This is a genomic window from Candidatus Mycalebacterium sp., from assembly GCF_977828045.1.
Genome location: NZ_CDWCUL010000010.1, coordinates 144,101 through 156,975 on the forward strand (window position 1 = coordinate 144,101; position 12,875 = coordinate 156,975).

A 12,875-nucleotide genomic window follows, 5' to 3' on the forward strand; every position below is an offset into this window, starting at 1 on the left:
CCCGGCAATCGCCACGCCCCGTTCTGTTCCGGTTTTCTCTAAACTTCGGTTTTTTTTCACCTGTCCACCTCTCCGAGCACAATATCAATACTTCCGAGCGCGGAAACCACATCGCCAAGCATCGCGCCTTCAAGCATCGGTCCCAGCGCCTGGAGATTCACAAATGAAGGGGGACGAACGCGCATGCGGTACGGCTGTTTCGTGCCGTCGCTCACAAGGTGGTATCCAAGCTCTCCTTTGGGATTTTCAACCGCATGATACGCCTCGCCTTCCGGCGGGGAAAAGCCGTCATACACGAGAACAAAATGGCGGATTAGCGATTCCATTTTTGTGTAAACATCCTCTTTTTCGGGAAGAACAATTTCCGGCAAATCGGCTATGTAACGGCCGTCCGGCAGGTTGTCTATCGCCTGTTGGATAATTCTTACGCTCTGGCGGCACTCCTCCATTCTGCACAGATAACGGGAATACGAATCCCCGTCTTCACCGATTGGAATGTCAAAATCGTAGTTTTCATAGCCGAGATACGGTTTTGATTTGCGTAAATCAAACGCGACTCCGCTGCCTCTCAAAGTCGGTCCCGAAAGCCCCAGGTCAATCGCGTCTTCGGCGCTTATGAAACCGATGCCCTTTGTTCTCTTCAGCCAAATGGCGTTTTTCGTCAGGAGTTTGTCAACATCGTCCAGGGTTTTCGGAAATTCGGCGGTGAAATTGTTCACGGCTTTTTCAAAACCGTCCGGCAAATCCTTCGGAAGCCCGCCGACCCTCGGATACGAAGTTGTCAGTCTCGCGCCGCAAACCATTTCAAGAATGTCGTAAATCCTCTCCCGCTCTTTGAAGCAATACATAAAAACAGTAAACGCGCCCAAATCCAGCGCGCCCGTGCCGATGCCTATCATGTGAGACTCTATTCTGCCAAGTTCAAACATAATGACCTCGGCAGTTTTCGCCCTTTCGGGGATCTCGTCCTCAATACCGAGTAGTTTTTCCACCGCGAGAACAAACCCTATATTGCTGCAAATTGCCGCAATGTAGTCCATTCTGTCGGTATAGGGAATGCACTGCTGATAGGTAATGTTTTCGCAAAGTTTTTCTATCCCCCTGTGCAAATACCCGATGTGAGGAGTCGCTTTTTTGATGACTTCGCCGTCAAGGCTCAGAACAATACGCAGAACCCCGTGCGTGGCGGGGTGCTGGGGCCCCATGTTCAAAATCATCTCTTTGCCGTCCGGATGGTCATCCGAAACAAATTGAACACGTTCCATTTCAGAAATTGCCTTCCTTAAGCGCTTTTTCAAAAGACCGTTTCGCCGGCTCTCTGTTTCTCACATCAAAATCCTTACGCAAAGGAAACCCCTCAAAATCTTCAGGGAGAAGAATCCTTCGCAGGTTGGGATGCCCCCCGAACCTTATTCCGAACATGTCAAAAATCTCTCTTTCAAGCCAGTCCGCCGCTTTCCATACAGGCGTTACGGACGCGATGACGGGCGGGTCATCAAGGGCGGCTTTGAGGAAAATCCGCGCTTCCTCATTGTATTCGGAGTCAAATCGGACGGTGTTGTAAATCACCTCAAAGCGCGCTCCCGCCCTTTCTCCGAGCCAGTCCACGGCGGTTATATCGGACAGATAGACAAAGTCCAACTCGTTTTTGAGTTTTAGACACGCCTCTTTTATTGAATCGGAACGGACGAGAAAAAACGGCTCCCCTCCCCTCATTTCGCCCGACGACAGGGAAATATCTGAAAGCGCTTTTTCAACCGAATCGGCGATGCTCATTTAAGGGGCGCGCCTTCATTTTCAATTTTTTCCTGTATCTTGATAATCGCGTCTATCAGGGCTTCGGGGCGGGGCGGGCATCCGCCCACGTAAACATCAACCGGAAGAAACTCATCTATCCCCTGGACAACCGCATAACTGTCAAAAGGGCCTCCGCCGCAAGTGCATGAGCCCATCGCTATCACCCATTTCGGCTCCGGCATTTGATCATATATTTTTCTGCAAACCGAAGCCATTTTGTAGGTGATTGTTCCCGAAACTATCATAAGGTCCGCCTGACGCGGAGAAAATCTGGCAACTTCCGCGCCGAAGCGCGAAACGTCATAGCGCGAGGCAAAAGCGCCCATCATTTCAATCGCGCAACAAGCCGTGCCCAAAGGCATGGGCCACAAGCTGTTTTTTCTTGACCAATCCACCAGAGCGGAGACTTTTGTTGAAATAAATCCGTCTCCACCCAGGAGTCCGCCGCTGTTCATCGCCAATTTAGAGCCCCTTTAAACAAAACATAAAAATATCCCGCAACTATAACAAGCAGAAACACTGCCGCCTCAATTGCCGCGACAACTCCGAGATCACGCGCAACAACCGCCCACGCAATAAGAAAAACCGCTTCTATGTCAAAAAGAATAAAAAGCGCGCCTATAACATAGTACTGTACGGGGAACTTTGCGCTAGCTTCGCCAACCGGGGTTATTCCGGATTCATACGGCGAGGATTTTTCCTTCCCCGGCTTTTTCTTGCCGAGAAAGACGGAGAAAAAAAGCAATGCGGCTGAGAGCCCTATTATCAGCGCCCAGGCGATAACTATCGAAGCATAGCCGTGTTCCATTGCGGCGAAAATGTTAAGTTACGCGCAAAGATTGTCAAGAAGCAAAGTGAAACGGTATAATGTTTTGCAGGCGCGCGACGCGAAAACTAATGGCTTCCCCCCAAACAGAACTCAACGTTTTTATAACCTGTATGCGCGAGGAAGAGAACCTTAAAATCCTTCTCCCGCACCTTACTAAAATTCTGGAAGAATACGGAATCACACACAAAATACTTATTGTGGACACGGTCGTCCCAACGGACGGAACTCCGGATTTATGCCGTGAGTTTGAAAACGCCGTTTACGTGCCGACCGGGGGCGGAGTGGACGGATACGGCAGAGCCGTGCGCACCGGAATAAACAACCTGAACTCTCAATACGGAATACTGATGGACGGAGACCTTTCCCACCCACCCGAAGTAATTCCCGCCATGCTTGATTTGCGCGAAACCAACGACATGGTAATCGCCTCGCGCTACACGGAAGGCGGACATTCGGACGACTCCACAATCAACCGTATTATGTCGCGCGGGCTCAACATTGCGTGTTCGGCGATACTGAAAATTGACTGCAAAGACTGGTCAACAAGCTTCAAACTCTATAAAAGCGCTCAAATCAAATCCCTTTCCCTGACCTGTGAACACTTTGACATTCATCAGGAAATTATGTGCAAACTCCACAGAAACCACCCAGATTTCACATTCTCGGAAATTCCGATGTCATTTTCAAAACGCCTTCACGGCTCCTCCACGCGCAGAATTATCTACGGCTATTCGCTCGCAAAAACCATTCTGAAACTGCGATTGGGAATTATTTAACGAGGCCAACGGCGGTTTTGACCGCTTCCTGCATACTGCGCGGGTCCGCCACTCCCCTCCACGCTATGTCAAATGCAGTTCCGTGGTCGGGAGAAGTTCTGACAATCGGAAGCCCGAGCGTTATATTCACGCCCCTGTAAAAAGACAGCATCTTGAACGGGGCAAGCCCCTGGTCGTGATACATCGCGATGACAACGTCCCACTTGCCCTCAACCGCTCCGTAAAAAACCGAATCCGCCGGAAGCGGCCCGGAAATGTCCACCCCTGCGGCTGATGCCCTTAGCACCGCAGGCGCAATATGCTCAATTTCTTCCGAGCCGAACTCGCCGTTTTCCCCGGCGTGAGGGTTGAGTCCGCAAACCACAAACTTCGGGGATTCTATGCCGAACCTGTCTTCAAGTTCGGCGGCGCAGACGCTTATAGTGTTAAAAACGGAGTCTTCCGTCACGAGTGAGGGCACGTCTTTAAGCGCGCAATGAACCGTAACAAGCGCAACCCTGAAATCCCCGCTTTCAAACATCATTACCGCATTTTCCGAGCCCGTCAGATCTTTGAGCATCTCCGTGTGCCCCGGATACGGGGAACCGGCAAGCTGAATGGCTTTTTTGTTAATTGGAGCCGTAACCACTGCGTCCACATGCCCGGAATTCGCGTATTCAACCGCTTTCTCTATCGCCGAGAGCGACTGCAACCCCGCCCTGGGATCAATTTCACCGGGGCGCAAATCGTCAAAACTGGGACCTTCACAGTCCACAACTTCAATTCCATTTTTACTTGCGGAAACAAGTTCGCACGCCTTTGAAAAAATATCTTCGCCGCCAAAAATAATCGGCTCGCATATCCGCCTTGTCTCTTCAGAGGAAACAACCTTTGCGACAATTTCGGGACCAATTCCGCACGGGTCTCCAAGAGTTACCGCTATTTTAGGTTTGCCGGACATGGGATTAGTTCAGGCGCGGAAAAAGTTCCAGAGTGTTGCGAAAAAGCAATTCCCGCATCTCTTCGTGCGGAGTCTCCCTGACTTCCGCGAGTGTCTCAAACACGTGCCGCACAAAAGCGGGTTCGTTGTCCTTTCCTCTCATCGGAACGGGTGCGAGATAAGGCGAATCGGTCTCAATAAGAATCCTGTCGGACGGGATTCTTTTTGCCGCTTCGCGCACTTCGGGGGCGTTTTTGAAAGTCAAAATCCCCGAAAAAGAGATAAAAAAATCCATATCAAGAAACCTTCTCGCGGTTTCGTAGGTTCCCGAAAAGCAGTGTATAACACCCGGTTTATCTCCACAGTCCGCATTTTTCAAAATCCCGGCAACATCGTCTTCGGAATCCCGCACGTGAACAACAAACGGCAATTTTAACTGCCCCGCCATCTCAACATGCGCTTCAAATGATTCAATCTGAATTTCACGCGGCGACTTCATATAGTGATAATCAAGCCCCGTTTCCCCTATGGCGACAACCTTTTCGCTTGAAGCCATTTCGGAGAAAGTCTTTATCGTGTCCGCCTGAAAAGTTGAAGCCGAATGGGGATGAATTCCCACGCCCGCGTAAACTGAATCAAACTGTTGCGCGATTTCAACCGTTCGCAACGCAGTCTCGTATTTTGTTGAAACGGAAACAATTTTGCCCACACCCGCAGCTTCCGCGCGCTCAACGGCCTGCGCCGCGCCCGCTCCCAGCATTTCCAAATGAGCATGCGTGTCTATCAGCAAATCAGCCATCTCCGCCGGTTTTTTTGCCCGTGCCGCCGGCAAGCTCTTTGACCTCGTCAAGAAACTGGTTCACGTCGTCAAAAGATTTATAAACCGAGGCGAAACGCAAATACGCAACCTTGTCCAGAGAGCGCAGGTTTTTCATAATCTGCTCGCCAATGTCATGAGCGAGAATTTCGCGCTCGCCCTTGCTCGCGAGTTCCCCCTCTATTTTCAGCACAAAGTTTTCTATTTCTTCAGATGTGATGCCGCGATTCACGCACGCCTTTTTTACGCCGTCAAAAATCTTTCCCCTGCGGAAAACCTCTTTGCGCCCGCCTTTTTTGACAACTGAAATCCGCACTTCCGGACGCTCGTAAGTGGTAAATCTTTTGCCGCACGACCCGCACTCTCTTCTGCGCCGTATGGCCGCCGTTTCTTCATTACTGCGCGAATCCACAACGCTTGTGTTGTCTTCCATGCAGAAAACGCACTTCAAATCTTCATCCCCTCGTAAATGGGAAATTTACCGCACAACTCCGCCGACTCCGCCGCTATGCCCGCAAGTTTTTTGTCATCCCCGGAGTTTTGCAAAGCTCTGTCAATCAAGTCGGCGATTGTTTCCATCTCCGCCTCTTTCATTCCGCGTGTCGTAACCGCCGGAGAGCCGATTCTAATGCCGCTTGTAACCGCAGGCGGCCGTTCGTCAAACGGAATCGCGTTTTTGTTGACCGTAAGCCCCGCCTTCTCAAGAGAGTCTTCGGCGTCCTTGCCGGTGATGTTTTTGTTCGTAAGGTCAACGAGAATAAGATGGTTGTCCGTTCCGCCCGAAAGCAGATTGAAACCGCGCGCCTGAAGACCCTCCGCCATCGCGCGCGAGTTCGCGAGTGTCTGCTTCTGATACTCCTTGAAATCAGGTTTCAAAGCCTCGGCGAAAGCCACCGCCTTGGCGGCAATAACATGCATAAGCGGCCCGCCCTGCACTCCGGGAAAAACCCTGCCGTTCAAAATTTTTTCATGCTCGCTTTTCATCATAATCACACCGCCTCTGGGTCCTCTGAGGGTTTTGTGGGTGGTGGTGGTAACAAAATCGCAATGCGGAACGGGGTCGGGATATATGCCCGCCGCCACAAGCCCTGCGGGATGGGCGATGTCCGCCATAAGCATCGAGCCCGCCTCGTCCGCTATCTCGCGGAATTTCTTAAAATCAAGCTGCCGAGGATACGCGCTGAAACCGGCAACAATCAGTTTCGGGTTGTGTTTAAGGGCGAGGTCTCTGATCTCGTCATAGTCTATGAGAAAAGTCCCGGGGCTCACGCCATAGGAAACCGCGTTGTAATACCGCCCTGAAAAATTGACTTTACTGCCGTGCGTAAGATGGCCGCCGTGCGCCAAATCCATTCCGAGAAATGTGTCTCCGGGGCTCATGCACGAAAAGAAAACCGCCATGTTTGCCTGTGCGCCTGAATGCGGCTGAACGTTGGCGCAGTCCGCGCCGAAAATCTTTTTCACTCTGTCGCGCGCAAGGTCTTCGGCGATGTCAACAAACTCGCATCCGCCGTAATATCTCTTGCCCGGAAGCCCCTCGGCATATTTGTTTGTCAGGACACTGCCGAGCGCTTCAAGCACGGCGAGGCTGACATAGTTTTCAGATGCGATAAGCTCAATTTTGATTTCCTGGCGCTTTAACTCGCGCCTGATGGCATCCGCGGTTTCGGGGTCTGTTTTTTCAAGAATTGACAAAGTTCCGTGTCTCCAAATGAATTTTTTACAACGCTAACAAAATTGCGCGCTTTTCGCAAATGCGAGTCATTTGTTTTGTAGTTTGAGTTATCTTTGTGCTATGGGTTATAATGAAAGACAAACAAGATGTTCATCTTACTTTTGGGAGAAAGTTCGTGAGTCTTCTACCTACTAATCAGGTTTTGTGTGGAGATGCCGTTCAAGAGTTGCAAAAACTTCCTGACAACTCAATTGATTTGATAGTTACTTCGCCACCGTACGATCAATTAAGAGACTATAAGCATAACTGCAGGTTTGACCTTCATGCTACAGGGCTGGAAATCAATCGCATACTGAAGGATGGTGGCATTGCTGTTGTGGTTATTCAAGACCAAACCAAAGATTTTGGGAAAACATTAACATCATTTAGAACTATAGTTGATTGGGTTGACAACATCGGTCTAAAATTGTTTGAGACAGTCATATACAGAAAACACGGCTCGGAAGGTGCTTGGTGGAAGAACAGATTCAGAATTGACCACGAGTATATGCCAATCTTTCTTAAGGGTAGGAAACCTCAATACTTCAATAAAAACCCCCTGAAAATTCCTTCAAAACATGGAGGAAAAGTTATGACTGGAAGTGGGAGCAGGAAAACAAACGGAATCACTCAAAAAACCGTAACAAGATTAATAAACAAAACGAAATGTAGGGGGTCTATATGGAACTACTTGATGGCGGGAGATAAGAACCCGCTTAAAAGGAAGCACCCTGCGGTCTTTCCCGACCAAATTCCATATGATTTCATTCAGTGTTTCTGTCCACCAAATGGGATTGTACTCGACCCCTTTGGAGGGTGCGGTTCTACCGCTGTTGCAGCCAAACAGTTGGGCAGAGACTTTATTATCATTGATATTGAAAAAGAATATTGCAACTTGGCAGAGCAAAGAATTAGAGAAACCCAGAAACCTCTTCAAATGGCGGGATAGTAACTTTACACTTCTATTGAATATTCAATTCTGTCTCCTGCTGTCATAGCAAGGGAGAAAGGATTTTTGAGAAAAAGATCCTCGTAGGTTTTATTGTTCAACCTCGTTCCGTTGTTTGAAAGCATATCCTTGCTAAACGCTGTAACTTGCAACTCATCCCAGCAATTCCATTTACTTGATTGATAACTCCACCCAGTCAAAGAAGAAAGCTCATTGATGAAACCTTTAATCCTTTCAGCTTCATTTATATGTATTTCATAAAGACCATTTCTATTAACAATGTTGATAATTTGACCTTTAGTATTCGTTATTTTGAGTTGGTGACCACTCCTTTTGTTTCGCCCCCCTTCAACAAATAAGTTTCCGTCAAAAAAACCACAAGCATTGTATTGGTCACGAACCTTGAAAAAATTTTCCAATTCATTCATTGCTGTATAGAAAGTGAAGTTACTATTGCACAGAAGAATATTGAGAATATGGGATTTGTTGCTTGCGCCTAGATAATGTATCCAGTCCAAACAGTTTTCAGGATATCCAAAAAGGTTATTGCAAACTCCATCAGCAAACAAAAGTGGTGCAATTGCTTGTGGGCAAATGTCCCCAGACGCTAATTTTCCACCACCTTGCAACAGAGAAAGTAACAAGTGGATAGTTCCAAAAGGATATTTTCTTTGAAATGATTCTTTTCCATCAAATCCCCTCAAAAGATTGGGGTTAATACAGCATCCAAAATTGTGATTGCTGAGTTGAATTCTACGATTGTATTCCAAAAGATGGTTTCCAATACTTTTGACTCCTGCTCGGTTAACTTCGCAATCCATAAAAATGCAATCGTGGTAATCAATCCCATCCTTAATAGCCAACGCCTTGCCATCATAGACCCCGACAATTCTCCAATTGAGCAGGGTGGTTAGCAACAAACCGCACAAGAAACCGTCACAGTCTGGGCTGATAATGCAATCGTGATTATCAGAAACAATCCATTGATGTGTTTTGATTATCTCTGCATAGTCCATGAAGTCTTCAAGAACATTCTCTTCAAAAAGACTTGTGGGACCTTTTTCATCTTTGCTGTATTTCGAAGTATCGTTCATTTCTTACCTTTTAATAAAAAAAGAAACATCTTTTTTGTAGATTCGAGAAAATGACTTCAAAAGAACAACATCTATACGAAATTGACCTGACTCCAGCTTTGATATGTAGGACTGAGTTGTACCGAGAAGTTTCGCTACTTGACCTTGCGTATAGCCCTTTTGCCGCCGAATTTTCTTCAACTGTTCAACTGCATAACGATGTTCTCGTGAGTAAATTGACTTCACAAAGCAAAGTGTATTATTCCCTTGTGGCATATTCCAAATTGGCATAAATCCTGCGTATCACCAATCGACTCTTTGAAAGAAACGCAATTAAAACCTATAGTTAACAAATTCAAAGGAGTGTTAAACGGGTGGCAAAAACCACAAAACCGCCTTTGCTTGTGAAAGGCGCGCGGGAAAACAACCTCAAAAACATCAATGTTGAGATTCCTGCGGGCAGTTTTACCGTTGTGACCGGACTCAGCGGTTCGGGCAAATCATCACTCGCAGTGAACACAATTCATTCCGAAAGTATGAGGAAATACATCCAATGCCTTTCAACTTACACGCGGCAGTTTCTTGACCGCGCCGCCCGCCCGGATGTTGACGCGATTGAAAACCTTCCGCCGTCAATATCCATAGAGAACAGAAACCGGGTTCAAAACAACCGCTCCACGCTCGGCACAACAACGGAAATTTACGACTACCTGCGCCTGCTGTTCGCGAGTGTGGGGAAAGTGTTCTGCCCTGACTGTGGCGAAGAAGCGAATAAACATTCGCCCGAATCAATAGCGGAGGCGGTTTTGCCGTCCCGCGAAAATTCCGGCGGCGGTGAGAGCGCGCTGATATTTTTCGCGCCTTCCGCAGGCGAAACCGCGCAGAGGCTTCTTAAAAAGGGATTTTTGAGGCTGTTCACGGAAAAAGAAGGCGTTTTCAAAATTGATGAAAACACCGAACTTCCACCCGGTTGCGGTGTTGTTGTTGACAGAATAAAAATCACAAAAAAATCGCAGGCGCGAATGATTGAGTCTCTGGAAACCGCTTTCAGGGAAAGCGAAACCGTTTGTATCCGCACCGGAGACAAACCCCCTCTTTCTTTCACGCGGGAGCTTTCGTGCGCGAAGTGCGGGCAGGTTTTTTCAAAGCCGTATCCGGCGATCTTTTCATTCAACAGCCCTCAGGGCGCGTGCGGAAATTGCAACGGTTTTGGAAACACGCTGGAAATTGACCGCTCGCTTGTAATTCCGGACGATTCAAAAAGTTTGAAGGGCGGCGCGGTTGAGCCGTTCGCCCGGCCTTCTTTTGGATTCGCGCGCAGAAAACTTGTTGAACTCGCGGAAAAAAATGGAATTGACCCCGACTCTCCTTTTTCAAAACTTAAACCGGAGGAAAAGGATTTAATTTTTCACGGAAACGGCTCGGTCGGAGTCGCGCGCGGCGGAATCGGGGGATTTTTTAAAAAAATCGCACAAAAAATCTACAAGGTGCAGAACCGTGTTTTTCTTTCACGCTACCGCTCGGCAAGGGTTTGCGGCGAATGCGGCGGAAACAGAATCCGCCCCTTCGCGGCGGCGGTAAAAATCGGCGGACGCGGAATAAGCGAGTTGTGCGAGATGCCGATAGGGAAACTTGTTGAGTTTTTCTCGGAAAAATCGCTTTCAAAAATTCTGTCAAAAAATGAAATAAAACTCGCGGCGGATGCACTGAAAGAAATTCAAGATCGCTGCCGTTTTTTGAACGATGTGGGGCTGGAATATCTAACCCTTTCGCGCCTCACTCGCACACTTTCCGGAGGGGAATCCCAGAGAGCCACACTCGCATGCCAGATTAGTTCGGGGCTCACTGAAACTCTTTATATTCTTGATGAGCCGTCCGTTGGGCTGCACCCGCGCGACACGCGCAATATGGTTTCAATAATTAAACGGATAAAAGAAAAGGGAAACACGCTCATAGTCGTTGAGCACGACCCGGACATAATAAAAGAGTCCGATTACATAATTGAACTTGGCAGAGAAACGGGGGAAAACGGGGGAGAGATTGTCTATCAGGGCGCGGCGGGAAAACTTATTTCGCGCGCGCGGCACTCATACACGGGGCTTTATCTTTCAGGCGAAAAATCCATCAGCGTTCCACTGAGAAACGAAAAAAAACGCACGGGAAAAATAACCGTCATCGGCGCCGCTGAAAACAACCTGAAAAATATAGACGTTTCCATACCCCTGGGAACACTGGTCTGCGTAACCGGAGTTTCGGGGTCAGGCAAAAGTTCTCTTATAAAAGACGTTCTTCACAACAATCTGGCAAACGCGCTCTACGGAGAAAACTTTGCCGCCGGCAAATGCGAAAAAATCATCGGCTCCGAAACCGTCCGTGATGTTGTAATGCTTGACCAGTCGCCCGTTGGAAAAAATTCCCGTTCAAACCCCGTTACATACATAAAAGCATATGACGCAATACGCAAACTGATGTCTTCAAGCGCGGGTGCGAAGGAAAACGGTCTTACGCAATCAGATTTTTCCTTCAATATCCCGGGCGGCAGATGCGAGGCGTGCGAAGGCGAAGGGGTTCAGAAGATAGAGATGCTTTTTCTCGCCGATGTTTCGGTTATATGCCCCGAATGCGAGGGGAAAAGATTTAAAACAGCGGTTCTGGAAACAAAATTCCGGGGTAAAAATATAGATGACGTTTTGAATATGACCGTGAGCGAAGCGGCGCAATTCTTTTCGGATTCGCCCCCGATTGTGAAAAAACTTAACGGACTGCTTGATGTGGGACTGGGTTATTTGCGTCTCGGACAGCCCGCGACAACTCTTTCAGGCGGAGAGGCGCAAAGAATAAAAATAGTCCGCGAACTTTCAAGAAAAGACGGGGAAAACATTCTTTACATTCTTGACGAGCCGTCCATAGGGCTGCATATGGAAGATGTGAGAAAGCTGCTCTCCGTGCTTGAAAAACTGATTTCCGCCGGAAATTCAGTCGTGGTGATTGAACACAATCCGGAAATAATAAAAACCGCCTCACACATAATAGACCTCGGTCCCGAAGGCGGGGAAAACGGCGGGGAAATAGTGGCTGAGGGAACTCCCGAACAGGTGGCGAAAAATAAAAAATCCGAAACCGGCAAATTTTTGAAGCCCCTTCTTGAAAAACTGAAATGAAAAAATATTTTTCGTTTGTAAAATTTGAGCACACGCTTTTTTCCCTGCCGATGGTGCTCGCGGGCGCGCTTTTTGCCGCTCGCTCCATTCCGGACACACAAACGGTTTTGCTTATCCTATGCGCGGCTGCGGGGGCAAGAACCGCCGCAATGGCAATTAACAGAATCGTTGACGCTCAAATTGATGCAAAAAATCCGCGGACAAAAAACAGGGCGATTCCGGCCGGAAGAATAAGTAAAACCGAAGCATATGCGGTTGCCGGCGGCGGGCTCGCGGTCTATTTCGCGTCCGCTTACATGATATGCCCGCTTGTTTTTTTTCTTTCGCCCATACCCGTAGCCATGTTCGTTGCCTACCCTTATTTGAAACGGGTAACGCCCCTGTGCCATTTCGGAGTCGGCGCCGCGCTCGCGCTGGCTCCGGCAGGCGGATGGGTGGCGGTTCACTGCTCTTTTGACGACATTTTTGTCCCCTTAATGCTCGGTGTTTTCACCCTTTTCTGGGTTACGGGTTTTGACATTATTTATTCAATGGCGGACGAGGATTTTGACAAACAAAACGGACTGCGCTCAATCGTTTTGTCGCTCGGAAGGGAAAAAGCGCTGTCGGTTTCAACCGCACTTCATGTTCTTTCAGTTTTCCCCTTAATCGCCCTGCAAGTGCGCGAATTCGGAATGAACCCGTTTTCACTCGCGGCGCTTGGAGCGCTTTGCGCCGTTTTTGCCCTTCAACGCATAAAAGCGTCAGACACGGATATTGCGTTTTTCAAACTCAACGCAGGCGCGGGCGCAATTGTTTTAGTTTTTACTGTTTGCGGGATATACTTTGCGTGAGGTTAGC

The 12,875-nt window shown here is 48.3% G+C and carries 14 protein-coding genes; 4 read left to right on the plus strand and 10 right to left on the minus strand.

Features of this window, described 5'->3' with window-relative positions:
• Positions 1-56: 56 nt before the first annotated feature.
• From nuoD to ACY430_RS02900, 4 genes are read right to left on the minus strand one after another with little or no spacing between them, the layout of a single operon-like run.
• Complete coding sequence (gene nuoD / locus ACY430_RS02885; RefSeq protein ID WP_462137469.1) at positions 57-1,217, minus strand: NADH dehydrogenase (quinone) subunit D; 1,161 nt, start codon at positions 1,215-1,217, stop codon at positions 57-59.
• A gap of 49 nt (positions 1,218-1,266) precedes the next feature.
• A complete protein-coding gene (locus tag ACY430_RS02890) occupies positions 1,267-1,776 on the minus strand; it encodes an NADH-quinone oxidoreductase subunit C (RefSeq protein WP_462137386.1) in 510 nt (169 codons plus the stop codon).
• Positions 1,773-2,252, minus strand: a complete 480-nt coding sequence (locus ACY430_RS02895) for an NADH-quinone oxidoreductase subunit B (protein WP_462137470.1) — start codon at positions 2,250-2,252, stop codon at positions 1,773-1,775. Before ACY430_RS02895 ends, ACY430_RS02890 begins: the two co-directional genes overlap by 4 nt.
• Positions 2,249-2,605 (minus strand): NADH-quinone oxidoreductase subunit A, encoded by a 357-nt coding sequence (locus tag ACY430_RS02900; protein ID WP_462137387.1) that lies wholly within the window; start codon positions 2,603-2,605, stop codon positions 2,249-2,251. The genes ACY430_RS02895 and ACY430_RS02900 overlap by 4 nt, the downstream gene beginning before the upstream one ends.
• Before the next feature lie 89 nt (positions 2,606-2,694).
• On the opposite strand from ACY430_RS02900, the gene ACY430_RS02905 reads away from it, so the two are divergent.
• Entirely contained in the window at positions 2,695-3,402 is a 708-nt protein-coding gene (locus ACY430_RS02905; protein ID WP_462137388.1) for a glycosyltransferase, read from the plus strand.
• Here the strand turns inward: ACY430_RS02905 and pdxA are convergent.
• The 4 genes from pdxA to ACY430_RS02925 are packed head-to-tail and all read right to left on the minus strand — an operon-like array spanning position 3,395 to position 6,833.
• A complete protein-coding gene (pdxA, locus tag ACY430_RS02910; RefSeq protein WP_462137389.1) occupies positions 3,395-4,342 on the minus strand; it encodes a 4-hydroxythreonine-4-phosphate dehydrogenase PdxA in 948 nt (315 codons plus the stop codon). The two genes, ACY430_RS02905 and pdxA, sit on opposite strands and share 8 nt — an antisense overlap.
• Positions 4,343-4,346: 4 nt before the next feature.
• Positions 4,347-5,120, minus strand: a complete 774-nt coding sequence (locus tag ACY430_RS02915; protein ID WP_462137390.1) for a TatD family hydrolase — start codon at positions 5,118-5,120, stop codon at positions 4,347-4,349.
• Positions 5,113-5,589, minus strand: coding sequence for a transcriptional regulator NrdR (gene nrdR / locus ACY430_RS02920; RefSeq protein WP_462137391.1), 477 nt, complete (start codon positions 5,587-5,589; stop codon positions 5,113-5,115). The genes ACY430_RS02915 and nrdR overlap by 8 nt, the downstream gene beginning before the upstream one ends.
• Positions 5,586-6,833: a serine hydroxymethyltransferase gene (locus ACY430_RS02925; RefSeq protein WP_462137392.1), complete on the minus strand. Its 1,248-nt coding sequence runs from the start codon at positions 6,831-6,833 to the stop codon at positions 5,586-5,588. Before ACY430_RS02925 ends, nrdR begins: the two co-directional genes overlap by 4 nt.
• Before the next feature lie 110 nt (positions 6,834-6,943).
• Between ACY430_RS02925 and ACY430_RS02930 the strand changes: the two genes are divergently transcribed.
• Complete coding sequence (locus ACY430_RS02930; protein ID WP_462137393.1) at positions 6,944-7,801, plus strand: DNA-methyltransferase; 858 nt, start codon at positions 6,944-6,946, stop codon at positions 7,799-7,801.
• 5 nt (positions 7,802-7,806) lie between these two features.
• Here the strand turns inward: ACY430_RS02930 and ACY430_RS02935 are convergent, their stop codons facing one another.
• Both ACY430_RS02935 and ACY430_RS02940 read right to left on the minus strand, forming a co-directional pair.
• Entirely contained in the window at positions 7,807-8,895 is a 1,089-nt protein-coding gene (locus tag ACY430_RS02935; protein WP_462137394.1) for a hypothetical protein, read from the minus strand.
• 3 nt (positions 8,896-8,898) lie between these two features.
• The gene (locus tag ACY430_RS02940; protein WP_462137395.1) at positions 8,899-9,165 is read right to left on the minus strand and encodes a helix-turn-helix domain-containing protein; all 267 of its coding nucleotides are present in this window, start codon (positions 9,163-9,165) and stop codon (positions 8,899-8,901) included.
• 83 nt (positions 9,166-9,248) lie between these two features.
• On the opposite strand from ACY430_RS02940, the gene uvrA reads away from it, so the two are divergent.
• Both uvrA and ACY430_RS02950 read left to right on the plus strand, forming a co-directional pair.
• Positions 9,249-12,035, plus strand: coding sequence for an excinuclease ABC subunit UvrA (gene uvrA, locus ACY430_RS02945; RefSeq protein ID WP_462137396.1), 2,787 nt, complete (start codon positions 9,249-9,251; stop codon positions 12,033-12,035).
• Positions 12,032-12,868, plus strand: a complete 837-nt coding sequence (locus tag ACY430_RS02950; RefSeq protein ID WP_462137397.1) for a 4-hydroxybenzoate octaprenyltransferase — start codon at positions 12,032-12,034, stop codon at positions 12,866-12,868. Before uvrA ends, ACY430_RS02950 begins: the two co-directional genes overlap by 4 nt.
• Positions 12,869-12,875: the final 7 nt, after the last annotated feature.